This window comes from Telluria sp. LT2P80, assembly GCF_059685955.1.
Genome location: NZ_JCASIO010000005.1, coordinates 110,779 through 135,022, shown reverse-complemented (window position 1 = coordinate 135,022; position 24,244 = coordinate 110,779). Strand labels below are relative to the sequence as shown.

The window sequence follows — 24,244 nt, the reverse complement described above, 5'->3', positions numbered from 1 at the left end:
CGCCACTTACTTCGTAGAATTGGAAGCAATGTTGAAAGCAATGACAGATTATCGCACGCATATCGTCTCGAGCCTGTCCGAAGTCGGGCAGGCGCCATGGGACGCGCTGGTCCAGGCCCAGGCGGCGCCAACGCCGTTTCTCTCGTACGCCTTCCTCCACGCGCTGCACGCGTCGGGCAGCGCGGCGCCCGAGAGCGGCTGGCAGCCGCAATTTTTGCTGCTGTACGACGCGGCCGACGTGCTGGCGGCCGCCCTGCCCCTGTACGTCAAGGGCCACTCGTATGGTGAGTATGTATTCGACTGGGCCTGGGCCGATGCCTACGCGCGCAATGGCCTCGACTATTACCCGAAGCTGCTGTCGGCGATCCCGTTCACGCCGGTGGCCGGCTCCCGCCTGCTGGCGGTCGACGCCGCTGCGCGCGCCGCGCTGATCGACGTGCTGACGGCCACGCAGTCGGCCACCGAAGTCTCGTCGACCCACATCCTGTTCCCGCCCGAGGACGAAGCGCAGGCGCTCAAGGACGCCGGCTTCCTGCTGCGCAGCGGCGTGCAGTTTCACTGGCTGAACCGGGGCTATGCGAGCTTCGACGAGTTTCTGGCCACGCTCGAGCCAAAGAAGCGCAAGAACATCCGCGCCGAGCGGCGCAAGGTGGTCGATGCCGGCGTCACGATGCGGCGCGTGCGCGGGGCGGATGCCACGCGCGAGGACTGGGTGCTGTTCAACCGCTGCTACCGCAACACGTACAAAGACCACCACTCGACGCCGTACCTGAACCTGGACTTTTTCCTGCGCATCGGTGCAACGATGCCGGACAAAATCCTCCTGGTGATCGCCGAACTGGAAGGCCGCGCGGTCGCCGCGTCGCTCGTCATCCACGATGCCGACACGCTGTACGGCCGCTACTGGGGCGCGCTTGAACACGTACCGTGCCTGCATTTCGAGGCTGCGTATTACCAGCCATTGGAATTCTGCATCGAACAGGGCATCGCCACGTTCGAAGGCGGCGCGCAGGGCGAACACAAGATGGCGCGCGGCTTCCTGCCAACCAAGACCTGGTCGGCGCACTGGCTGGCGCATCCGTCGTTTGCCAATGCCGTGGAAAATTTCCTGCAACGTGAGGCGGGCGGTATCGACGATTATCTCGACGAGTTGAACGAGCGCAGTCCGTTCCGGCAGCGCGCCGGGTAGCTTGCCCGGGACTGAATATGCGTGCCGGGTATTCTGGCCTGAATAAAGCCGTGCGCGGGGCAAACCGCCTATAGTTGGTGCCTGATCAATGTTCACTTGCGAGGACCGCGTATGGCAACCCCTTCATCCACCATCGTGATCGATGGCGTCGACGTCAACGTCACCGCCGGCGCCGACAGCTTCGGCAACCCCACGCGTACCGTGGTCGTGCCGATGATCACGGCCACGCGCCAGGACGCGAACGGCAACGCGCTGGCCGATATTCCGGTCACAACGACTGAGGACGGCGAGCCTGCTTTGACGGTCAGTCTGCCAACCGGGTACGGCATGCGGATGACGGCACTGACGTACCAGCAGCCGCTCAAGAACGGACCGGCGCTGTTGCAGCCGCAGATCGACGCGCATGTACCGGCGGCCAGCCGGGCGACGATGACCGATGTCATCGCCGCGCAGTGGGAAGGCATGCCCGATTCGGGCGGATTCCTGCTGTCGACGGTTACGCCGACAATGGCAGCCGAAAACTCAACACGCTCGGTCATGCAGGTATCGAACAGCGACGGACAGTTTTATACGGCGGTGCTCATCGACACCAATGGCCTCGGTGACGCGCCGCAAATCGCCCTCTCGGGCTTCAACCTCACGCTCATCACCGGGGGCGGCACCTTCAATCAGGTGATCGGCAGAGCCAACATCATCGCCGACGGCGCCAGCCAGACCATTATTCTCGACGGTGGCCAGGACCGGGTCAGCACCGGCGGCGGCAACGACCGGATCATCATCGGCGAGAGCATCCAGGACACGATCGGACACGCCTCGTTCTATCAGATCGACGGTGGCGAGGGCTATGACACGCTGCAGCTCAAACGTGACAGCCGGGCCGATTATTCGTTTTATGCTTACGACACGATGGACGGTCATGCCGTATTAAGCCTGACCCCCGGCAATCTTCGGAACATAAGCTATCAGGCAAACAACATCGAAGCCTTCCTTCTAGGCGACGCTGTTGCTGACACCACAGTGCGCGGCAGCGTCACGCGGCTGTACGAGACGCTGCTGGAACGCGCGCCCGACGCCGGCAGCCTCGATTACTGGATGCGCACGCTGGCCGGCGCCGCCTCGCTCGAGGATGTGACGCAATCGATCCTGGCGTCGTCCGAGCTGGCCGGCAACGTCCCGCAGGCAAATGGCGCTTACGTCACCTGGCTGTACGATCAGATCCTGGGCCGCGCGACCGACGCCGATGGCCTGGCCTACTGGACGGCGACCCTGGCCAGCGGCGATATCAGCCGCGCCGGCCTGGCGCTGGCGCTCGTCGATTCGGACGAAAAATTGACGCATGTTGCGTCGACCGAGATCGCGTTTGGCGCCACCGACATCGCCGTACTCATTCGCATGTACGACGCGCTGTATGACCGCAAACCGGATCTGGCGGGCCTGAATTACTGGATCGACCGCTCGGAAGAAGGCATGACGCTGGCTGATATTGCCGACAGCTTTGTCGATGCCGCCGAGTCCACCGACCGGCTGGATGATCCGGCGTTCATCGCGCAGCTGTACCGCACGACGCTCGAGCGCGACGCCACAGCGACCGAACTGGCGGATTGGACCGGGCTGCTCGCGCAAGGGTATGTCGATCGGGGCGACGTGCTGCTGGCGCTGGCGGAATCCAGCGAAATGGTGGCACTGGTCGGGACGATGAGCACGACGTTCGAGCTGGCCTGATACACAGCAGCGGGCGTCCTCTGCGAAAAAAAAGGCTGGTTCGCCAAATGGCGCCAGCCTTCTTTTGCTACCGCCACGCGGCGGCGGTGGGTACTTCTCAGTTCCAGCCGCCGGCGTTCAGGCGATAGTCGACCTTCGCTGGCTTGATGGCTTCTGCCCGCTTGCGCAGGGCATATTTGGCGCGGCTGCCGGCAGCGGCGACCAGTGCGTGGACAATCTTTTTCACGTAGAGCTCCTTCGATTGCATCGCCCAGATGGGCAACGCCTATGATTTCAGTTGGTGTACCACTGTTATATAGGCGACTCAGCGTGTTTTCCAATTCTGAGTTGCAATATCAGACATCAGCTTTGTGAATGTCAGTCGAGCTGCCTCTGCAGCCAGGCGCGTATCCCGTCAAGCGTGCGGAATTCGGTGACTGAACGGCAGGCGATGTTCGGGTTGCGCGAATGCAACATTTTCGACAGCGCGGCACCCGGCCCCAATTCGAGCGCCACGGTGACGCCGGCCTCAGTGATCGCATCCATGCATTCGCGCCAGCGGATCGGCTCGGCAATCTGACGCGGCAGTTCTGCCAGCGCCTTGCGCGCGTCGAATACGGATTCCGCCGAGATGCCGGACAGTACCGGGAACGCGGGCGCGCGCCAGTGCGCTTCAGCCAGCAAAGCCGCGAACGGTGCGACCGCGTCCGCCAGCAACGGTGTATGCGATGCGACCGCGACCGGCAGCACGGTGGCGTGGCCACCGGCGGCAATCGCGGCGCTGGCCAACGCGTCACGCTGCGCGGCCGGACCGCCTGCCACCAGCGCATCGTCGCCAGTCACGATGGCCGGATAAAACCCGGCGCCCGCCAGCAACGCATCAACCGTCCCGGACGGCATGCCGGACAGTGCCACCATGCCCTGCGCCGCGCCATCGACCACGCAAGCGTCCATCAGGCGCGCCCGCCCGATGGCCAGCTTGACCACGTCCTCCGGTGCCAGCGCTCCGGCGACGCCATAGGCTGACAACTCGCCGATGCTGTAGCCGGCCACCAGCGCCGGCGTCGCGATCGTGGCCTGCAACGCGCGCCACATGGCCAGCGTGGCAGCGACGATGGCCGGTTGCGCGATGCGATTCGTGAAGCGCTCTTCACCCAGGCCGGCGTGCAGCATTGCGCCCAGTGCGGGATCGGCGCTCCATTCCTCGAGCACCCGGCTGGCGGCGGGGTCAAGGCGCGCCATGTCGAACATCGCCGGATGCTGCGCGCCCTGCCCCGGGCACAGGATGGCCAGCCGCCCCGCCATCAGCGCGTCATTACCGCGTGCACGAGGCACACGGCGCCCAGCAGATCGGCCGCGCCGCCCGGCGACAGGCGCGCTGCCACGAAGGTGCGGTGGCTGGCCAGCGCACGCGCTTCCCAGTCCGGCGCAGCCGTCGCACCGCGCGCGATGAAGGCGCGCGCCTGGCGCCGCACCGTCAAGGCGCCTTCGACGCCGCCGCGATGGTAGACATTGGTGTCGCTGATATGCGCCATCAGCGCGAACAGCGCATCGATGCGGGCTTCACGCAGGCCACGCCCCGCTGCCAATGCACGGCGCAGCGCCGGCAGGCCGACGTCGAACACCGACGGGAAGCCAAGCGCGCCTTCTTCACGCGCACCGCTGGCTGCGTAGCGCAGCACGGCGCGGGCGCCGTGCGAAACCGGCTCGCCGTTGACGACGCTGTGCACACCCAGCGCCTGGCCCCAGCAGGCGCGCAGCAGCTCGCCGATGCGCGCCTGGGTCAAGGCTTCACCACGCGCCTGGCAGCGGCCAATGGCCGCGCACAGCATGCCCAGGCAAAAGATCGCGCCACGGTGCGTGTTGATGCCGCCGGTCGCGCGCAGCATCCGTGCTTCGGCATCGATCCCCAGCTGCTTCAAGACGTGGAACGGCGCATCCAGCATGCCGGCGCGGGTGATATCGCCAAAGTAGCGCCGCAGTGCAAACAGGCTGCGCACGAAGGTGGCGGCCGTCATGTCGGTATGGCTGCCGTTGTCGATCTTCGAGACCAGGCCCGGCTTTGGGTACAGCACCAGTTCCGCATACAGGCTGCGCACGGCCACGCGCGCGGTGCGCTGGCAAAAGGCGCGCTCGCCGGCGTCGCCCTGCCCGGGCCAGCCAGGTGCGCGCGCCGTCAGCACTGGGTTCAGGTCATCCATGTTCTTCCTCCAGCGTGGCCATCAATGCTTCGGGCAGGACCAGCGCGATACGGTCCAGCCCTTTCGTCAGCACGCGCGTGCCCGGCGCACCGGCAAACGCCGCGCGCAATTCCTTCCACGCGACCGCGCGGCCATCGGGAAACACCACTTCACCATCGAGCGGCAGGATGCCCGCATGCCACGACAGCAGATCGAGCCCGATCATCAGCTGGCGCCGCGTCTGCGGCTGCAGCAGCACGTCGATATCGGACAGCGGCGTCAGATAATACTGGCCCGTGAGCGCGGCCAGCGCCACCGAGCCATACACGGAGAGGCTCACGCCGGCATCGGCCGCCTGGCGTTCGAGCACTTCCAGGCCCTCGCGCCATTGCGCCGGCACGGCGTCGAGCGCGCCAACGAGCGGCAAGGCGCGCGTGCGCCGGCCGATATCGGACATCTCCACCGCGCAGCCGAATTTGAGTTTGCCGCCGTCTTCAGGCCGTGGCGGCAACGGGAAACCGATCGCCACTTCGCCCGGCAGCATGCCCGCCTCGGTGCGCCGCACAACGGCCGGCCAGCCGCCGTCACGCCAGCGGTCCAGCGCAGACAGCGCGGCCTGCGGCGCGCCCGAGCGCACGCGCTGCCAGCCGCGGCTCGTCAGCCAGACCAGGTCATGCCGGGCGAACATCGCTGCCCACCCTGACCGCCTGCGCCACCGGGTGCGCCATCAGGCGCCCTCCACGCGCCAGGCCCAGCGCCATGCGCCCGTCCTCGACCTTGGCATCGGCCAGCGCGCGCACCAGTTCACCGGCCAGATCGCCATCCCAGATGCCGTGCAGGCCACCCATGCGCAGGTAGTTTTCCGGACCTGGTGCGAACACGGGATTGTCCTTGGCCAGCTCGGTCAGGCGCTCCTCGGGCACCTTCGTGATGCGCGCCATCGCCGGCAGACCCATCACGCGGATGGTCGCCTCGGGCAGCGCGTAACAGGCGCTGGCAATCAGGCCACTGGTAATGAACCCACCCGACAGCGCCTGGTCGTACACGAGGCCGATGACCGTGTGGCCTTCGCGCCGCGCCAGGTCGACGCATTTGCCCAGATGGGCCATGTAGCTGTTGATGCCCAACATTTCGTCGCGATGGCGCAGGCGCTGGCCTTGCGTGTCAACGAGGATCAGGATCGGGCGCCCCGGATGCTCGCGCACCGTCCGCAGGATCGCCTGCGCCTGGGCCAGCGCGATCTCGATGCCGATCGGCGTGTGGTCGGTGGTGCCGATGACGGCCACCGGCTTGCCATCGACCTGCGCGCTGCCACTTAAAAAATTGTCGGCTTCGGTGATGGTATGCCCGCCGGGGAACAGTTGTGCTGCTACGTTCTGCCAATCCATCATCGTTCTCCCAGCGTGGGCGTGGCGCGGTGCTGCGCCGCCAGTGTGAGGAAAGCATCGGGTTCCAGCATCGGCACCCGCGCCGGCTCTGGCATGCCCAGTCCCTTCCAGATATCCATCGGTTCGGTGAGGCCCTGCGTGTCTTGCAGGCGCCGTTCGAGCATCGCCTGCTCGGCCAGCAGGCCGTCGAGCGTCAACGGTGCGCCGCCCGCCGGAATGTCCGCAATGGCTTCGAGCGCCGCAGCGCGCAGCGCCTCGGTATCGTCTTCTACCAGCACCTGGCAGTCGCCCAGCAGGTAGCGGTGCTTGCCGCCCGTCGTGCGCCACACCAGCGCGCGGTCGCGCGAATCGAATTCTTCCACGCCGTTGGCGGTCTCGATGACTTCGGGGCCGGACATCGCGAGACGCCCTTCTTCGGACATGATGACCGTGTTGGCGCAGCGCGCCGCGATGCCCATGCCGCCAAAGCAGCCATTGGCGCCACCGACCACCGCGATCACGGGGATGCCGGCTGCGCGCACGTCGAGCATCGCGCGCATGACTTCCGACACGGCGATCAGGCCCGCATTGGCTTCATGCAGCCGCACGCCGCCCGATTCGAGCAGCAGCACGACGGCGTGCGCCCGTTCATCGATCGCGCGCTGCAGCATGCCCACCAGCTTGGCGCCGTGGACTTCGCCCACCGCGCCGCCCATGAAGCCGCCTTCCTGCGCCGCGCCGAACACCACCTGGCCACCGAGCTTGCCGCGCCCGACCACCACGCCATCGTCGAACGACACCGCCGCATCGAGCTGCGCCAGGTGCGGACTGACGATGCGCATGGACGGCGGCAGGAATTCTTCGAAACTGCCGGCATCGAACATGGCCGGAATGCGCTGGCGCGCCGTGAGTTCCTGGTAGCTGCTCATGGCGCGCCTCCGGGCAGATCGGCAATGGATTCGACCGCCTGGTCCAGGCGCAGGCTCACGACGGCCGGCGTGGCACCCATGTCGTTGACGCTCACGCGCGCATCGGCCAGGCTCCAGCGCGCATGAAAGTCGGCCATGACGGCCTGCCAGGTGGCGCCAAAGCCGACGGCCGCCGTGCGCACTTCGATTTCGCACGCGCCCTTCAGGTGCGCCGGTTCGATCAATATCTCGAGATTGCCCGAGCCGACCACGCCCACCAGTTGCGGCATGCCGCTCAATGGGCGCTGGCCGCCTTCGAAACGATAATTCAGCGTTTCCATGATGTTGTTCCTTACCAGTTCCTGAAGCGCTTCGGCGGGTCGTACAACCCGCCCGATGCGCGCACCAGGCCCTTCATGTTCTTGGCGGCCAGCAGGTCGCGGGTCGCCATGCGTTTGTCGATGCCGAGATCTTCCGGCCGGCGGATGATGCCCCGGTCACGCAGGTTCTCGACCATGCGCTTGTCGCGCGCCATGCCCACCGGCGTGTAGCCGGCCACGCCGCGGATCGCCTGTTCACGCTCTTCGTCCGTGCGGCACAGCAGCAGGTTGGCGATGCCTTCCTCGGTCAGGATATGACTGACGTCGTCACCATAGATCATCACGGGCGGAATCGCCATACCGGCCTGCTCGGCCAGCTGCCAGGCGTCGAGTTTGTCGACGAAGGCCGGCGCCATGTGCTCGCGGAAGGTCTCGACCATCTGCACCACCAGCTTCTGCCCGCGCGGGATCACGTTGCGGCCCGCGCGCGCCTCTTCGCCCGCTTTCAGCCACGCCTTGCTCGGATGGCGCCGGCCACGCGCATCGGCGCCCATGTTCGGCGCGCCGCCAAAGCCCGCGATGCGGCCCAGCGTGGCGGTCGACGAATTGCCCTGCAAGTCGATCTGCAGCGTCGAGCCGATGAACAGGTCGCACGCGTAGTGCCCGGCTGCCTGGCAAAAGGCGCGGTTGCTGCGCATCGAGCCGTCCGGCCCGACGAAGAACACGTCGGGGCGCGCGCGGATATAGTTTTCCATGCCCAGTTCGGAGCCGAACGAGTGCACCGATTCGACGAAGCCCGCTTCGATCGCGGGGATCAGGGCCGGATGCGGGTTCAGCGCCCAGTGACGGGCAATCTTGCCTTTCAGGCCCAGGCTGGCAGCGTAGGTTGGCAGCAGCAGTTCGATGGCGGCCGTGTCGAAGCCGATGCCGTGGTTCAGGCGCTCGATCTCGTACTCGGCATAGATGCCCTTGATGGCCATCATCGCCATCAACACCTGGATCTCCGAGATCAGGGCCGGATCACGCGTGAACAACGGCTCGATGTAGTACGGCGTGGGCGACTGCACGACGTAGCCGACCCAGTCGCCAGGAATGTCGATGCGGGGCAGCTTGTCGACGATCTGGTTCACCTGCGCGATCACGATCCCGCTCTTGAAGGCCGTCGCTTCGGCAATCGCCGGCGTGTCTTCGGTGTTCGGGCCGGTGTACAGATTGCCGTCACGGTCGGCCATTTCGGCGGCGACCAGTGCCACGCGCGGCGTCAGGTCGATGAAGTAGCGCGCGAACAGCTCGAGGTAGGTGTGGATCGCGCCGATATTGAGCTTGCCTGACTGCGCCAGCTTGGCCAGGCGCCCGGCCTGCGGACCCGAGAACGAAAAGTCGAGCTTGGAGGCGATCCCCTTCTCGAACACGTCCAGATGTTCGGGCAGCGAGAGCACCGACAGCAGCATGTGCAGGTCATGCACACGCGCCGTATCGACGCGCGTCAGGGCCTTGCCGAGAAAGTCGGCCTGCTTCTGGTTATTGCCTTCGAGGCAGACGCGGTCGCCCGGTTCGAGCACCGCGTGCAGCAGCTCGACGATGTGCGAGGCCTGGACGACCTTGCCGTCGAGCGCCCCGCCAAGGGCGGCGCCGGCGCGGGCCAGGCGCTCGCTGCGGTTACGTTGCTGGCCGGTCCAGCGGCCTTCAGCATGATTCATGATAGTTCCTAAAATTTGCGTGGCCTTACAACACCACGAACAGCAGCCACACGACGATCGGTGCGACCAGCGTCACGATACCGCCATAGATCATCAACTGGCGCAGGAATACGTCGCGGTCGATGCCCTGGGCACTGGCCAGCACGAGTGCGCCATTGGTCGAGAACGGGCTGACGTCGACGATGGTCGATGCGACGGCCATGGCAGCGATGAAGCCGATGGCGTCGACACCGGTGCCGGACGCCAGGAATGGCACGGCCAGCGGAATGAGCGAACCCAGCACCGCAGTCGACGACGCAAAGGCCGAGACGATGGCGCCGACGAACAGCAGCAGCAAGGCCACCATCAGCGGCGAGGTCAGGCTGGCGACGCTGTCGCCGACCCAGGTAATGGTGCCCATCTTCTGCATCACGCCGACATACGTGCTCACGCCGACGATCAGCATGATCTCGGGCCACGACACCTGGCCGATGGCGCGCTTTTGCACCTGCGGCGACAGGATCGAAATCAAGAGGCCGATGGTGAGGGCGACGAAGCCGATATCGAGTTTGTACAGCAGCGTGAGCACGGCCAGCGCGACCAGGCCGACGACGGTGAACATCTGGTGGAAGGTCGGCCCGGCATGCAGGTCGATGTCGCCGGTGCCCAGGCCCGAACCGGGGCCACCGTTGCCGACCGCGCCGACGGCGGCAGTCGAACGCTGCGCGGTGAGGCGCTCTTCGCTGCCGGTTTCATTTTCGGCATCGCCGTAGATCTGCGGGCCCTGCGCTGCGACCGCCACCGGTGGCGTGAACGGCGTCATCGGACGCACACCAGCGCCGGACTTCGGCATTTCCTGGCGCATCAGCTTGGCGCCGCCAAACACGAAGAACAGGATGATCGACACGGCCAGGTTCACGCCCAGGCTGGTAAAGGCGGTGGTCAGCGGCGAAATCGGCAGGCCGGCTTCCATGACGACCTTGTTGGTGATGCCGCCATAGATACTGATCGGCGAGAAGCCGCCGCCCTGCGCGCCGTGGATGACCAGCAGGCCCATCATCAGGGGATTGATCTTGTACTTGGCAGCGAAGCCCAGCGCGATCGGGGCGATGATCGCCACCGCGGCCGGACTGACGGCGCCAACCGAGGTCAGGAGCGCGGTCACCGCGAACATGACCCAGGGAATGGCGGCGATGCGCCCGCCGACAGCGCGCACGGCCAGTCTGACGAGCCAGTCGATGGTGCCATTGTTCTGGGCCTGGGCGAACAGGAAGGTGATGCCGACCAGGGTCAGGAACAGCTCGGCCGGGTAGCCGGCCATGATGGCCTTGGTCTCCATGCTGAAGACGATGGTGCCGACCAGGAATGCGCCGACAAACGCGATGACGCCCATATTGATGGGCATGGCGGTGGCGACGATGAACATGAGCGCCAGAACGCAGATTGCAATGACATGAGAGGACACAGGGTGGCTCCTACGAGGTGCGAAGGCCGGTTCCACCCGGCGCGTCGCTGGTGATACGTCTCCAATGCATGGCCTGTCGCCATCGCCTCCTCGGACCGTGGTCTCGGGAGCTTTGCGGGGCCGGCCATGCTCTTTTGTTATGCAGGTTGTGCGGCCAAGGTAAACCCGATCGCTTTCGAGATCAATTACGCTGGGGTACTAACGTTTACTGTCAGCGGAAGTGTTACATTCCTGTCTTGGCAGAATTGAGAACACTGAACCGGAGAACAAGTTGACAACGAGTGCGACACCGACATCCAACAAGGCACCGAGCGTGTTCGACACGGTCGCCCGCTGCGTGCTGGTCACCGGCGCCACGGGCTTCGTCGGCCAGCACCTGGTGCGCGCGCTGCTGAAAGACGGTCACGACGTGATCGCGCTGACCCGCGACGTGGCGCGCGCTGCCGGGCTGCTCGGCGCGCAAGTGCGCACCATCGCCTCGATGGACGATCTTCCGCTCGACCATCAGGTCGACATCGTCGTCAACCTGGCCGGCGCCCGGATCCTGGGCCAGCGCTGGACCGAGGCGCGCAAGGCGACGCTGCGCCAGAGCCGCGTCGCACTGACGGAAAAAGTGGTCGACTGGATCGGCCGCGCCAGCCACAAGCCGCGGCTGTTGCTGTCGGCGTCTGCAATCGGCTACTACGGTATCCAGCGGATCGGCGACGACGCCAAACTCGACGAAGCAGCGCCGCCCCAGCCGATGTTCATGTCGGACCTGTGCCGCGAGTGGGAAGCCGCCGCGGCCGGCGCCGTGCGCCACGGCGTGCAGGTCGAGTGCATGCGCTTCGGCCTGGTGCTGGGCGAGCAAGGCGCGCTGCCGATGATGCTGCTGCCGATCCGGCTGGGCATCGGTGGCCGGCTGGGCAGCGGCCGCCAGTGGCTGTCATGGATTCACATCGACGATCTGATCGGTGGCATCGCGCACCGCTGGAAGCAGGCGCTCAGCGATGCGTCTGCGCCGACGTTCGGTGCGACCAATTTCACCGCGCCGATCGCGGTGTCGCAGCTGGAATTCAGCCAGGCAGCCGCGCGCGTCTGGAAACGGCCATGCGTGATCCCGACGCCTGGTTGGCCGATGCGCCTGGCGCTGGGCGAGCAGGCGGATTTGCTGCTGGAAGGCCAGCGCGTGGTGCCGTTGCGGTTCGCCCGTGAAGGGTTCGAGTTCAAATATCCGGCGCTTGAAGCGGCGCTGCGCAGCCTGAAGTAATGGCGGCGCGGCCGCTTGCCGGGTCAATGTCGGCGCGCGGTGGCGGTACGCTCGAGTAGCTCGTCCAATTCCACCAGCTTGCCATCATCATTGGTCGATGTCGGAATGCCGCCAATGCTTCGCAGACGGCCAGGATCGATGAAAATTTTTCCACCCTGGTCGATTGCAGGCGACCATGACACCTTCCCTGCCTCTTCGCTGACAACGATGCGTTTTTCATTCACCGAAAACGTCGGGCCCCATTCGCCGATGCGCGACTTGAAGCGCCGCGCTTCGCCCCTGGCGTTCCCACGATAGACACGCTCGATTTTCACGTCCATCGTTTGACATCCCCCACCGTTCGAGATGCAGATCCTTCTCGATCCGTCCGGATACAGCGTGTCAGGCGGGCATGGCGGCGGGCAGTCGGCGGTACCGGACGGCTGAACGATAACTCGCTGCACTTCGCCGAGCAGGATCACATCCTGTGCTGAAACAGGTGAGCAGACGCTGAACACGACAGCTGCAAGGATCGCGAAACGAATCATTGGAATTCCTCCTCTGTGTGGCCAGGCGTCGCTCGATCAACGTTGTTCCCGGACCTCGGAAATGGCCAGTCGAGCGAGCACATCTTCAGCGATGGATCCACCTTTCAGAGCATGTCGCCAACGCGCTGGAATACCTTGTTCCCCATAGAACACACCTGCCAGACCGCCAGCGATACAGGCCGTGGTATCCGTATCATTGCCGAGTGCGATCGCTTCGCGAACACAATCTTCATAATTGTCGGTCGCAAGCACGCACCGTATTGCTGACCAAAGGCTGTTGACGACATAGCCTGAACCCTGAGACCGGTCCAGGCGACCGTCCAGGATCAGGCCGAGCTCTGTTTTCTCGCCAGGATCAACAACTTGCTGGAGGGTGTCTTGTGCGTAGTCGAGTGCTTCAAGCGGTGTCCTGCCCTCCGCCATCTGCCAGGCCATGAGCGCGTAAAGAGCACAGGCCAATTGCGACCGTGGATGGGCGTGGGTTGGCAAACTTTGTCGTCTTGCGCGAGCGATGATATCCGCCGGGTCCGATGTGACAATGAACGCGCATGGAAGCGTGCGCATTAACGAACCATTGCCATTACTCCTCTCCTGGTTGGGACCACACGTGAGGGGATTACCGTACCGGGCAAAATTTTCAAGTGCCTGTCTTGTCTGGATCCCGATGTCGAACACCCTTCCGTCCGGCGTCATGGCGCCGTTTCGGTACCAATCCATCAGGCTCTCAGTAAATTGCTGCAGGTCGAGTGATTGACACTCGACCAACGACGCCAGCAGCAACAGCGCCTGTGCGCCATCGTCGCTCCAGGTCCCCTCGGGAACCGAGCTGTGTGCCCGGGCGAAGCCGGGCGGCGGAGACATGTCGATCAAGCGTCGTTCCGGAATATCCTGCGGCGCTGAAAATTCATAAGGTACGCCCAGGGCATCCCCTACCAGCAAGCCATACATACCACCACGAATCCGATCCAGCCTTGTAGTCATGACGATCTCCAAAATGACGATGATTCTGACAGAAATGCGTTCATTCTTTTGGTGTTTTCCCGGTAGCGCCGACGCGACATCTGCGACCGGCCGTGTCGCCGGTGACCTGTCGGTCCGGTCCCGAATCCGGTATCATTCGGCATGCTCAGTTTTCCTTTTCAACCGTTTATTATTGGCGTCGCGGGCGGTAGCGGCAGTGGCAAGTCCACGGTGTCCAGGCAAGTGCTGTCCACATTCGGTACCGAGATGGTCTCGGTCGTGATGCAGGACGATTATTACTGCGACCAGACGCATCTCAGCCCCGAAGTGCGCACCCAGCAGAATTACGACCATCCGCAGGCGTTTGAGTGGTCGCTGCTGGTGCAGCACGTCCAGGCGCTGCGCCGGGGCGAGTCGATCGACATGCCCGAGTACGACTTCACGCTCCACAACCGCTCTGACCGTACCATTCGGGTCAAGCCTGCCCCGGTCATCGTCATCGAAGGCCTGTTTGCCCTGTATGACCCGGCCTTGTGCGACATGATGTCGCTGAAAATCTTCGTCGATACGGCATCCGACATCCGCTTCATCCGCCGCATGCAGCGCGATATCACGGAACGGGGCCGCTCGGTAGAAAGCGTCATCAGCCAGTACCTGGACACCGTGCGTCCGATGCACAAGCAATTCATCGAGCCGACCAAGCGCAACGCCGATGTCATCATCCCGCACGGGGCGAACAATCCGGCGGTCGACATGATCACCACCAAGGTCGCCAGCGTGATCAACCAGCTGAAGCGCTCGTGAAGATGGCTGGGCGCTGATCCTTACCGGCACCAGCGCCAGCGCATTCAGCCCGCCGGCGTGCGGTGTTTCAGCATCCGGCACACCGCCGCCAGCGCCAGCAGGTTCGGATCCCGCTCGCGCACGCGCAGGAAACTCAGGCCGATCGTCTGGCGCATCAGGTAGTCGTTTTTTAACGGGATCAGCTGAACCTTGTCGCCAAACGCATGGCGCACGCGGCCGGGCAGCAGCGTGTAGCCGATCCCCGCCCCCACCAGATTCATCAGCGAGAAGATATCGCCCACGCGCGTGACGATGCTCGGCGCATACCCGGCGATGCGAAACGCTTCCTGGAACCCGTTGAAGGTCACGAACCCATCTTTCAGGCAGACGAATTTTTCGTCGGCGCAGGCGCGCAGATCGACCTCGGCCATCCCCGCATACGGCGAGCCGGCTGGCGCCGCAAAGAATATCTCGTCCTCGAACAGCGCGATCGATTCGATGTCCGGATCGGGTTCGGGCACCGCCATCAGCGCTGCATCGATTGCATTCTGCTTGAGCTTGTGCAGCAGGTCCGCATTCGAGCCCAGCACCAGTTCCGTTTCCAGTTCCTGCTTGCGCAGCTTGATGCCGATGATGACATCGGGGATGGTGCCGGTCGTCAGCGAATACAGCGAGCCGATTTTCAAGTGATCGGCTGAATAACCGGCGGCCGAGCGCGTCGCTGCAATGCCGTCCGCCATCAGCCGCACCACGTCGCGGCTCACGTCCGCCAGCACCTGCGCGGCATCGTTGGGAATCAGGTTGCGGCCCTGCAGACTGAACAGCTGACAACTCATTCCATCTTCCAGCGAATGCAGCGCGCGATGCACGCTGACGGCGCTGATGTCGAGCATGCGCGCGGCGGCATTCAGGTTGCCGCCTTCCATGTACGCCAGCAGGATCTCGAGTTTGCGGAAGGTGATGTCGTCGCTGATCTGGCTGCGCATGGGGGCCCTCGTGAAATGGATACATGACGAGGATACATCAACCGCCCGCGTGAGTCGTCAATCGCCAGGCACCGGCACAGCTTGGTGATGCAACGCGCATGGGTTCGACCATCTGTTGCAACGCCGCCATTCGAACTGCGTATTCATGGGAGCGCTTGTTGGTGCGCAAGGTGACGCATGGTGCGCTCGGGCACATTCCCCCTTTGAGCGACACATCCACCGTGGCGACGAACAATAAGGAGACATCCATGCGTCCGATCAGAAAGATGAAGCTGCTGCATCCGTCCACGTGCGCCCTGCTGGCCGCGTGCAGCGGCGCCATCGGCGCCGTCCATGCCCAGGAAGCGACGGCCGCCCCGGCTGCGGCGACTACCGACGACAATATCTCGCGGGTGGTGGTCACCGCGCGCCGGCGCGAAGAATCGCTGCAGGACGTGCCGGTGTCGGTCACCGCGTTCTCGGCCGACCAGCTTTCCAAGCAGGCGTTGCCCGACGTGACTGCCCTCGCGCTGTCGCTGCCCAACACGACGCTCAAGGCGTCGCGCGCCACCAACAGCACGCTCACGGCGTTCATCCGCGGCGTCGGCCAGGCCGACCCGCTGGCCGGATTCGAATCGGGCGTGGGCATCTATGTCGACGACATTTACCTGGCCCGGCCACAGGCGGCCGTGGCTGACATCTACGACGTCGAGCGCATCGAGGTGCTGCGCGGCCCGCAGGGCACGCTGTACGGCCGCAACACGATCGGCGGCGCGCTCAAGTACGTCACGCGCAAGCTTGGCCCCCAGCGCGACGTGCGCGTGCGCGCCACGCTCGGCGACTACGGCCAGCGAGACGGTGTGCTCACGGCCAGCACGCCGCTGACCGACACCGCGCGCATCGGCGGCACGTTCGCGCGCTTTACGCGCGACGGCTTTGGCGACAACCTGACCACCGGCAAGGGCAACTACGACAAGGACGTCACCGCCGGCCGGGTCTCAATTGAACTCGTGCCGAACCAGGACCTGTTCGTCCGCCTTGCCGGCGACTTCACGCAGGACGATGCCAACCCCAAGAACGGCCATCGCCTGCTCGTCGGACGTACGAGCAGCGCGCCCATCCTGAACGACGTGTTCGACACGCGCGGCAATCTCACGAAGGTGCTGGGCCGCGACCAGGAAGTGCGCTCGTACGGCGGCTCGGTCACGGTCGAGTACACCGTCGACGGTGCGTGGCGCCTGAAATCGATCACAGCCGCGCGCCGCGACAAGTCATGGGCGCCGATCGACTTCGACGCCCTGCCCGTCGTGGACATGGAAGTGCCGGCGCTGTACACCAACCGCCAGTTCAGCCAGGAGCTGCAGGCGACCTACAGCGGCGCGCGCCTGCAGGGCGTGGCCGGCGTGTACTACATGGACGCCAACGCCTTCAACCAGTTCGACACCATCCTGGCCGGCGCGGTGCCCACGTCGACCTTCACGCTGGGCGACATCGATACGAAGGCCTGGGCCGCCTACTTTGACGGCAGCTACACGCTCGCCGAGGGCCTGAGCCTGTCGCTGGGCGGACGCTACACGGTCGACCAGCGCGAAGCCGACGTGCTGCGCCAGATTTATTTCGGCCTAGCCGGCTCGCCCCGGATGGGCAATCCGAACGCCATCCTGTTTCGCACCGATACCGATTTGCGCGGCGGCCTGCTCGAGCGCAAGGACAAGAAATTCACGCCGCGCGTGGCACTGAGCTGGAAGATGAACGATGCCCACAACCTATACGCGTCGTACTCCGAAGGCTTCAAGGGTGGCGGGTTCGATCCGCGCCTGAACGTGGTCGGCACGCGGCTCCCGATTGCCACCGCGCGCACCGGCTATGCGCCGGAAACGATCGAGACAACTGAACTTGGTCTCAAGTCGGCCTTCAATGGCGGGCGCATCACGACCAACCTGGCCGTGTTCCACAGCGATTATCAGGACGTGCAGATCCCGGGCTCGATCGCCATCGACACCAACGGCGACGGGCGCGACGACAGCTTCGCCGGCGTGACAACCAATGCCGGCAAGGCACGCATCAAGGGCGTCGAACTCGAGGCGGTCGCCAATATCACGCCCAATTTCATGGTCGCGGGGATGTACAGCTACATCGACGCCAGCTACCGGGAATACATCGTGGCCAATGTCAATGTGGCCGGCCAGCGCACGTTCCAGAACACGCCGAAGAATTCGGCCAACCTGCGCGCCAGTTACGACATCCCGCTGCCGGTCATGGGCCACAACGGACGCGTCTCGCTGATCGGCAGCTATGCATACAAGGGCGCCACCAGCCAGTTCGAAACCGCATCGATCCTCGACCAGGACTCGTACAGGATCTGGGACGCGAGCATCGTCTGGACCCGCGCGGATGGCAAGGTACGCGCCGGCCTGCACGGCAAGAACCTGGGCGACGAACACTATAAAACGGCCGGCTACCTGTTCCCGACGCTGGGCAACGAAGGCACGCTGACCGCCTTCTACGGCAATCCGCGCACGGTGTCGGCGACGCTCGAACTGCGCTTCTAAAAACATCACGAGGAGACCGCATGCGCCATTCGATCAGATCCTTCGCCCTGCTGCTTCAGGCCGCATTGGCCGCATGTGCCCTGGGCGCCGCGCCCCACGCGGGTGCACAGGGCAAGGACTTTAAAGTTGCCCTCATCGCCGGCAAGACGGGCGCACTGGAAACCTATGCGCGCGAGACCGAGAGCGGCTTCATGCTGGGCCTCGAGTACCTGACCAGGGGCAGGATGACCATCAATGGCCGCGCCATCAAAGTCATCGTCAAGGACGACCAGAGCAAACCCGATCTGGGCCGTACGCTGCTGGCCGAAGCGTATGGCGACGACCGCGTCGACATTGCGGTCGGCACCACCTCGTCCGCCTCGGCGCTGGCCATGCTGCCGGTGGCGAAGGAGTATAAAAAAATCCTGATCATCGAGCCGGCCGTGGCCGATGCGATCACGGGCGACAAGTGGAACAAGTACATCTTTCGCACGGCGCGCAGTTCGATGCAGGATGCGCTGGCCGCCGCCAGTACGCTCAAAAGCGGCAGCGTGGGTTTCCTGACCCAGGATTACGCGTTCGGGCGCGATGCGATCAAGGCCGGCAAGGAAGCGTTGATCGCCACCGGCAGCAAGGCCAGCGTCGTCCACGAAGAATACGCGCCGCTCGCGACGACCGACTTCACCGCATCGGCGCAGCGCCTGTTCGATGCTCTGAAAGACAAACCGCAGCCGCGCGTGCTGGCCATCGTCTGGGCCGGCCCGAGTCCGATGAACAAGATCGCCGCCATGAAACCTGAACGCTACGGCATCGCGCTGGCCCCGGGCGGCAATATCCTGCCCGTGATGCAGACCTGGAAGGCCCATGCCGGCACCGAAGGCACGATCTATTACTACTACGATTTTCCGAAAAATCCGATGAACAACTGGCTGGTGGCAGAGCACACGAAGCGCTACAAGACCCCGCCCGACATGTTCACGGCCGGTGGCATGGCCGCCGCCAGCGTGGTCGTGGCGGCGCTGAGCAAGGTGCCGGACGGCGATGGCGACAAGATGGCCGCCGCGATGGAAGGCATGCGCTTCGGGACGCCAAAAGGCGCCATGGTCTTTCGCAAGGACGACCACCAGGCGATCCAGCCGATGTACCACTTCCGCATCAAGAAGGACCAAAAGAACGACTGGGATCTGCTCGAACTGGTGCGCGACATCCCGGCGGACGAGATGCCGCTGCCGGTGCGGAACAAACGCTGACATGGCTGACATGGCTGCCGCCAGCGCACGCGCTGCGCCGTCACTGTCCACGCGCGGCCTGACGATCCGCTTCGGCGGCCACGTTGCCGTCAATGCCGTCACGGCCGACTTTTATCCGGGCACGCTCACCGTCATCGTCGGGCCCAACGGCGCCGGCAAGACCACGTGGTTCAACCTGATCTCGGGCCAGTTGCGCGCCAGCGCCGGCAGCTTGCACCTGCATGGCCGCGACATTACGCGTCTGGGCGCTGCGCGCCGCACGCGTCTTGGCATCGGCCGCGCCTTCCAGCTCACCAACCTGTTCCCGCTGCTGACAGTGATCGAGAACGTGCGCCTGGCGGTCCAGAGCCGCGCCGGCATTGGCCTCGACTTCCTGTCGGTCTGGTCAAGCCACCGGGATCTTATCGAACGCGCCGACTATTACCTCGAGCGCGTCGCGCTGGCGGCGCGGCGCGACATGCTGGTGGGCGCGCTGTCGCATGGCGACCAGCGCAAGCTCGAAGTCGCGATCCTGCTGGCGCTGCAGCCGTCCGTGATGATGTTTGACGAACCCACTGCGGGCATGAGCGCCGACGACGTGCCGGTCGTGCTCGACCTGATCCGCGAAGTCAAGGGCGACGCTGCCCGCACCGTGCTGCTGGTCGAGCACAAGATGGACGTCGTGCGCCAGCTGGCCGACCGCATCGTCGTGCTGCACAACGGCGCGCTGGTGGCCGATGGCGAACCGCGCGCGGTCATGGCATCCGCCATCGTTCAGGAGGCTTATCTTGGAACGTCCGACACCGAACATGCTCGCGCCTGATCCGGCGACGCGCCAGCCGCTGCTGCGCCTGGCCGGCGTGCACACGCACATCGGTCAGTACCACATCCTGCACGGCGTCGACCTGCAGGTGGCGCGCGGCGAACTGGCTGTTTTGCTGGGCCGCAATGGGGCCGGCAAGACGACGACGCTGCGCACGATCATGGGTCTGTGGCGCGCCAGCAGCGGCAGCATCCACTTCGATGGCAGCGACATCACCCGGCTGGCCACATCGGACATCGCGCGCGCCGGCATTGCGTACGTGCCCGAAAACATGGCCGTGTTTTCCGACCTGACGGTGCGCGAGAACCTGGTGCTGGCCGCGCGCGACGGCCCGCTCGACACCGCGCGCGTCGACTGGATCTGCGGCTTCTTCCCGGCGCTGCGCACGTTCTGGCACCGCCCGGCCGGCAACCTGTCCGGTGGCCAGAAACAGATGGTGGCGATCGCGCGCGCTATCGTCGAACCGCGCAAGCTGCTGCTGGTCGATGAGCCGACCAAGGGCCTGGCGCCCGCCATCGTGCACAGCCTGATGGCGGCGTTTCGCGAGCTGAAAGCGCAAGGCGCGACGATCCTGCTGGTCGAGCAGAGCGTGCACGTCGTGCGCGCGCTGGGCGACACGGCCAGTGTGATGGATGGCGGCCGCGTGGTGCATGCCGGCCCGATGGCCGTGCTGGCGGGCGACGCCGCGCTGCAACAGCGCCTGCTCGGCCTGTCCCTCGACATCCAACCCTAGGAACGCCCATGTCCCTCGCTCCCGCTGTCCCGTCGGCCGACGCCCAGCTGCCGGCCACCCGCCGCGACATTGCGCCACTGCTGCTGGTGCCGGCGCTGATGCTGGCCATGCTGCCGCTGGTGGGCAGCTGGTCGACCTGGGTTACCCTCACCGTCGCGGGCCTCGCGATGGGCATGATGATCTTCATCATGGCCAGTGGCCTGACCCTCGTATTCGGGCTGATGAACGTGATCAATTTTGGCCACGGCGCGTTCATCGCGGTCGGCGCGTTTTCCGCCACGCTCGTGCTGCTGCCGCTGCGCAGCTGGCTCGAGATGGATTCCCTGCCCGTCAATTTGGCCGTGCTGGCGCTGGCGATCGTGGTGGCGATGCTCGTCACGGCGCTGCTGGGCTGGGCCTTCGAGCGCTTGCTCATCCAGCCCGTCTACGGCCAGCATCTCAAGCAGATCCTGGTCACGATGGGCGGCATGATCGTGGCCGAGCAGCTGATTCACGTTGTCTGGGGCGCCGCGACGATCGCCGTGCCGCTGCCCACGGCCCTGCGCGGTGCGCTCCTGCTGGGCGACGCGGCCATCGACAAGTACCGGCTGGTGGCGGTGGCGGTCGGACTGGTAGTGTTCGTCGCCATGTACCTGATCCTGAACCGCACGAAGATCGGCCTGCTGGTACGCGCCGGCGTTGAACATGGCGAGATGGTCGAAGCGCTCGGCTACCGCATCCGGCGCCTGTTCGTGCTGGTGTTCGCGGCCGGCGCGGGCCTGGCGGGCCTGGGCGGCGTGATGTGGGGCCTGTACAAGGAAACACTGACGGCGGCGATGGGCGGGGAAATCATGGTGATGCTGTTCATCGTCATCATCATCGGCGGCCTGGGATCGGTCGGTGGCTGCTTCATCGGCGCGCTCCTCATGGCGCTGGTGGCCAACTACACCGGCTTCCTGGCGCCCGGGATCGCGCTGGTGTCGGGCATCGTCCTGATGATTTCGGTCCTGCTGTGGCGGCCCGCCGGGCTGTATGCGACGGGACGGGGGTAAACATGCTGCGGCAACTGTTATCGGGCGACCTGCCGCGCAGCCGCATCCTGACGGCGCTGCTGGTCGTGATCTTCCTCGGGCTGGCGCTGGCGCCGTTCCTGACTTCGGGCGCGCGGTCACTCAACACGGCGGCCACGATCTGCGTCTACATCGTGCTGGTGGCGTCCTACGACCTGCTGCTGGGCTATACCGGCATCGTCTCGTTCGCCCACACGATGTTCTACGGAATCGGGGCGTATGGCATCGGGCTGGCACTGGCGCGCGTCGACGAGCCGACCTGGGGCGTCGCCGTGGCGGGGCTTGGCCTGGCGCTGCTGCTTGCGCTGGCCCTGGCGCTGGTAGTCGGGCTGTTCGCGCTGCGTGTGCAAGCCATCTTCTACGCGATGATCACGCTGGCCGTGGCCTCGTCGTTTGCCGTGCTGGCGTCGCAACTGTCCGACTTCACCGGCGGCGAGGATGGCGTCACGTTCCGCGTGCCGCACGTGCTTTCTCCTGCCTATCGGCTGGTCGAGCACGAGGTATTCGGCCGCCGCCTCGATGGCCGGCTGCTGACCTATTACGTCGTGTTCTGCGGCTGCCTGCTGCTGTTTCTGTTCCTGCTGCGGCTGGTCAACTCGCCGTTCGGGCGGGTGCTGCAGGCGATCCGCGAAAACGCGTTTCGCGCCGAAGCCCTTGGCTACCGCACGATGGTGTACCGGATCTGGGCCAATGTCCTGGCGGCGCTGACAGCAAGCCTGGCTGGCGCCCTGATGGCGCTGTGGCTGCGCTACGTCGGCCCGAAGACGTCGCTTGGCTTCGAAGTCATGACCGATATTTTGCTGATCGTCGTGATCGGCGGCATGGGCACGATGTATGGGGCGGTCGTGGGCGCGACGCTGTTCATCCTGGCCCAGAACTACCTGAAGGACTGGATGGCGCACGGCGCTGCCGCGCTGGACGGCGTACCGGTACTGGCCGCCGCCCTGCACCCGGACCGCTGGATGCTGTGGCTGGGGCTGCTGTTCATCCTGTCGATTTACTGGTTCCCGGTTGGGATCGTTGGCAAACTGCGGCTGCGGGCGTGGCTGGCGGCGCGCTCTCTGCGCTAAGAACATTCAATTCGCAAACATCCGTCGTATGCGACGTCGGGTTGAACGCGTGGACGGGAAACCCGTCCACCCTACGACCTCGGCGACTTTTTTTGGTTCCCCTTCCCCCTTTGCGTGGCGCCGGGCACGTGACCCGACAGCCCCAACGCACCGCAATACCGCAGCGCGCGCCGTTTCTATGATGAAGCCTCGATCCACGACGCGATGCCTCACCATGCAACGACTCAACTACATGCTCGCCGCCGCAGCGGTTCCGGCCGCCTGCACCCCTCACACCGCCCAGGCAGCCGGGACCGAAATGCTCAGCGAAGATTTCGGCAACCTGGCCGACTCGCCCGGCTGGGCCCGCGTCAACCGCAGCATCCAGCCCGGTGCGCCGTGGTGCCAGGGCAATCCCGACATCTTTCCCGCCCAGGCCGGCGTGCCGGACGCGTACGCCGCTGCGAGCTGCCTCAGCGCCGCCCAGGGCATTGGCCGCGTCGACAACTGGCTGATCACGCCCACGCTGACGCTCAGCGGCTTGACGACATTGTCGTTCGTCATCAGCCGCGAACGCGTCGACGGCTTCGACGACCTTCTCGAAGTGCGTTTTGGCCACGGCAGCGGGACCGCCGCAGCGTCCTTCGACACGCTGCTGGCCAGCATCGGCGGCGCCGCCGACTTCCCCGCACAATGGCAGCCATGGCACCTCGACCTGACGGTGGATGGCACAGGCCGCTTCGCGTTTCGCTACCTGGGCGACGCCGCAAGATTGAGCCATGTCGGGCTCGACGCGGTGCGCGTGGTCACGCGCCTGCCGGAACCCACCAGCCGGCTGTTGCTGGCCGAGGGCCTGGGCGTGCTCGGCCTGCTGCGCCGTCACGAGCGCCACTGACGTAAAAAAGCCGGCAACCCTCACGGGCCGCCGGCTTTCAACTACTGCCTGCGCGCTGGCTTATGCCTGGGCGCCCTTGTTGAACGCTGCCACGCCGGCAACGATCTCGGCTTTGGCTTCATCGATACCAGCCCAGCCTTCGATCTTGACCCATTTGCCGGCTTCCAGATCCTTGTAGTGCTCGAAGAAGTGCTGGATCTGCTTCAGGCGCAGCTCTTCCACGTCGTCCAGCGACTGGATTTTCTTGTACATCGGCAGCACTTTTTCAATCGGCACTGCGATGACCTTGGCGTCGCCGCCGCCGTCATCGGTCATCTTCAGCACGCCCAGCGCGCGGCAACGGACCACGACGCCTGGTGGCAGCGGGAACGGGGTGATGACCAGCACGTCGCATGGGTCGCCGTCGTCGGCGATGGTTTGCGGCACGTAGCCGTAGTTGCACGGGTAGTGCATGGCGGTACCCATGAAACGATCGACGAAGATCGCGCCCGTGTCCTTGTCGACTTCATACTTGACCGGATCGGAGTTCATCGGGATTTCAATGATGACGTTGAAGTCGTTCGGCACGTCTTTGCCGGCTGGGACGTTGTTCAGGCTCATGATGGGATCCTTGGTTGCTAAAGAGTCAAAATTAGTCCGCCA

Annotated in this window: 24 protein-coding genes; 11 read left to right on the top strand and 13 right to left on the bottom strand. The window is 65.1% G+C overall.

All coding sequences use genetic code 11. The features are described from left to right. Positions 1–40: 40 nt before the first annotated feature. Together AC56LW_RS14725 and AC56LW_RS14720 are read left to right on the top strand one after the other, a co-directional pair. Positions 41–1,189 carry a GNAT family N-acetyltransferase gene (locus tag AC56LW_RS14725; protein ID WP_499635502.1) on the top strand — a complete coding sequence of 383 codons (1,149 nt, stop codon included), beginning with the start codon at positions 41–43 and terminating at the stop codon, positions 1,187–1,189. 111 nt (positions 1,190–1,300) lie between these two features. Next, positions 1,301–2,911, top strand: a complete 1,611-nt coding sequence (locus AC56LW_RS14720) for a DUF4214 domain-containing protein (RefSeq protein ID WP_499635500.1) — start codon at positions 1,301–1,303, stop codon at positions 2,909–2,911. Between the two features lie 97 nt (positions 2,912–3,008). On the opposite strand, the gene AC56LW_RS14715 is transcribed toward AC56LW_RS14720, so the two are convergent. The 9 genes from AC56LW_RS14715 to AC56LW_RS14675 form a co-directional block, all read right to left on the bottom strand. Next, a complete protein-coding gene (locus AC56LW_RS14715) occupies positions 3,009–3,137 on the bottom strand; it encodes a hypothetical protein (protein WP_332529949.1) in 129 nt (42 codons plus the stop codon). A 131-nt stretch (positions 3,138–3,268) separates the two neighbouring features. After that, a complete protein-coding gene (locus tag AC56LW_RS14710; RefSeq protein ID WP_499635497.1) occupies positions 3,269–4,225 on the bottom strand; it encodes an ACP S-malonyltransferase in 957 nt (318 codons plus the stop codon). Continuing rightward, on the bottom strand, positions 4,195–5,091 hold the full coding sequence (gene mdcB, locus AC56LW_RS14705; RefSeq protein WP_499635495.1) for a triphosphoribosyl-dephospho-CoA synthase MdcB: 897 nt from the start codon (positions 5,089–5,091) through the stop codon (positions 4,195–4,197). Before mdcB ends, AC56LW_RS14710 begins: the two co-directional genes overlap by 31 nt. Next, positions 5,084–5,758, bottom strand: coding sequence for a malonate decarboxylase holo-[acyl-carrier-protein] synthase (gene mdcG / locus AC56LW_RS14700; RefSeq protein WP_332529946.1), 675 nt, complete (start codon positions 5,756–5,758; stop codon positions 5,084–5,086). Before mdcG ends, mdcB begins: the two co-directional genes overlap by 8 nt. Then, entirely contained in the window at positions 5,742–6,458 is a 717-nt protein-coding gene (gene mdcE / locus AC56LW_RS14695; RefSeq protein ID WP_332529945.1) for a biotin-independent malonate decarboxylase subunit gamma, read from the bottom strand. The genes mdcG and mdcE overlap by 17 nt, the downstream gene beginning before the upstream one ends. Next, the gene (locus AC56LW_RS14690; protein ID WP_499635492.1) at positions 6,458–7,366 is read right to left on the bottom strand and encodes a biotin-independent malonate decarboxylase subunit beta; all 909 of its coding nucleotides are present in this window, start codon (positions 7,364–7,366) and stop codon (positions 6,458–6,460) included. Before AC56LW_RS14690 ends, mdcE begins: the two co-directional genes overlap by 1 nt. Beyond that, on the bottom strand, positions 7,363–7,686 hold the full coding sequence (mdcC, locus tag AC56LW_RS14685) for a malonate decarboxylase acyl carrier protein (protein ID WP_482898243.1): 324 nt from the start codon (positions 7,684–7,686) through the stop codon (positions 7,363–7,365). Before mdcC ends, AC56LW_RS14690 begins: the two co-directional genes overlap by 4 nt. A gap of 11 nt (positions 7,687–7,697) precedes the next feature. Continuing rightward, positions 7,698–9,365 carry a malonate decarboxylase subunit alpha gene (gene mdcA, locus AC56LW_RS14680; protein WP_482898242.1) on the bottom strand — a complete coding sequence of 556 codons (1,668 nt, stop codon included), beginning with the start codon at positions 9,363–9,365 and terminating at the stop codon, positions 7,698–7,700. Positions 9,366–9,390: 25 nt separating this feature from the next. Next, entirely contained in the window at positions 9,391–10,809 is a 1,419-nt protein-coding gene (locus AC56LW_RS14675) for an SLC13 family permease (RefSeq protein WP_499635489.1), read from the bottom strand. A gap of 271 nt (positions 10,810–11,080) precedes the next feature. On the opposite strand from AC56LW_RS14675, the gene AC56LW_RS14670 reads away from it, so the two are divergent. Further along, positions 11,081–12,058, top strand: coding sequence for a TIGR01777 family oxidoreductase (locus AC56LW_RS14670; protein WP_499635486.1), 978 nt, complete (start codon positions 11,081–11,083; stop codon positions 12,056–12,058). A gap of 23 nt (positions 12,059–12,081) precedes the next feature. Here AC56LW_RS14670 and AC56LW_RS14665 read toward each other — a convergent pair whose 3' ends face one another. Together AC56LW_RS14665 and AC56LW_RS14660 are read right to left on the bottom strand one after the other, a co-directional pair. Next, positions 12,082–12,585 carry a hypothetical protein gene (locus tag AC56LW_RS14665; RefSeq protein ID WP_499635484.1) on the bottom strand — a complete coding sequence of 168 codons (504 nt, stop codon included), beginning with the start codon at positions 12,583–12,585 and terminating at the stop codon, positions 12,082–12,084. A 36-nt stretch (positions 12,586–12,621) separates the two neighbouring features. Further along, the gene (locus tag AC56LW_RS14660; RefSeq protein WP_499635481.1) at positions 12,622–13,566 is read right to left on the bottom strand and encodes an ADP-ribosylglycohydrolase family protein; all 945 of its coding nucleotides are present in this window, start codon (positions 13,564–13,566) and stop codon (positions 12,622–12,624) included. Positions 13,567–13,707: 141 nt separating this feature from the next. Here AC56LW_RS14660 and udk point away from each other — a divergent pair, with 141 nt between their 5' ends. After that, positions 13,708–14,349 (top strand): uridine kinase, encoded by a 642-nt coding sequence (udk, locus tag AC56LW_RS14655; protein WP_183550835.1) that lies wholly within the window; start codon positions 13,708–13,710, stop codon positions 14,347–14,349. Positions 14,350–14,393: 44 nt separating this feature from the next. Here the strand turns inward: udk and AC56LW_RS14650 are convergent, their stop codons facing one another. Continuing rightward, a complete protein-coding gene (locus tag AC56LW_RS14650; RefSeq protein WP_183550833.1) occupies positions 14,394–15,314 on the bottom strand; it encodes a LysR family transcriptional regulator in 921 nt (306 codons plus the stop codon). 248 nt (positions 15,315–15,562) lie between these two features. Between AC56LW_RS14650 and AC56LW_RS14645 the strand changes: the two genes are divergently transcribed. The 7 genes from AC56LW_RS14645 (at position 15,563) to AC56LW_RS14615 (ending at position 23,602) form a co-directional block, all read left to right on the top strand. Beyond that, entirely contained in the window at positions 15,563–17,845 is a 2,283-nt protein-coding gene (locus tag AC56LW_RS14645; RefSeq protein WP_499635477.1) for a TonB-dependent receptor, read from the top strand. Positions 17,846–17,865: 20 nt separating this feature from the next. Then, positions 17,866–19,074 (top strand): substrate-binding domain-containing protein, encoded by a 1,209-nt coding sequence (locus tag AC56LW_RS14640; RefSeq protein WP_499635474.1) that lies wholly within the window; start codon positions 17,866–17,868, stop codon positions 19,072–19,074. Position 19,075: 1 nt separating this feature from the next. Then, positions 19,076–19,876, top strand: a complete 801-nt coding sequence (locus tag AC56LW_RS14635) for an ABC transporter ATP-binding protein (RefSeq protein WP_499635471.1) — start codon at positions 19,076–19,078, stop codon at positions 19,874–19,876. Beyond that, positions 19,863–20,609: an ABC transporter ATP-binding protein gene (locus AC56LW_RS14630; RefSeq protein ID WP_499635878.1), complete on the top strand. Its 747-nt coding sequence runs from the start codon at positions 19,863–19,865 to the stop codon at positions 20,607–20,609. Before AC56LW_RS14635 ends, AC56LW_RS14630 begins: the two co-directional genes overlap by 14 nt. 8 nt (positions 20,610–20,617) lie before the next feature. After that, the gene (locus AC56LW_RS14625) at positions 20,618–21,640 is read left to right on the top strand and encodes a branched-chain amino acid ABC transporter permease (protein WP_499635468.1); all 1,023 of its coding nucleotides are present in this window, start codon (positions 20,618–20,620) and stop codon (positions 21,638–21,640) included. Positions 21,641–21,642: 2 nt separating this feature from the next. Further along, positions 21,643–22,728, top strand: coding sequence for a branched-chain amino acid ABC transporter permease (locus tag AC56LW_RS14620; protein ID WP_499635465.1), 1,086 nt, complete (start codon positions 21,643–21,645; stop codon positions 22,726–22,728). Between the two features lie 214 nt (positions 22,729–22,942). Next, positions 22,943–23,602 carry a choice-of-anchor J domain-containing protein gene (locus AC56LW_RS14615; protein ID WP_499635462.1) on the top strand — a complete coding sequence of 220 codons (660 nt, stop codon included), beginning with the start codon at positions 22,943–22,945 and terminating at the stop codon, positions 23,600–23,602. Positions 23,603–23,662: 60 nt separating this feature from the next. On the opposite strand, the gene ppa is transcribed toward AC56LW_RS14615, so the two are convergent. Further along, positions 23,663–24,202, bottom strand: a complete 540-nt coding sequence (gene ppa, locus AC56LW_RS14610) for an inorganic diphosphatase (protein ID WP_258837489.1) — start codon at positions 24,200–24,202, stop codon at positions 23,663–23,665. Positions 24,203–24,244: the final 42 nt, after the last annotated feature.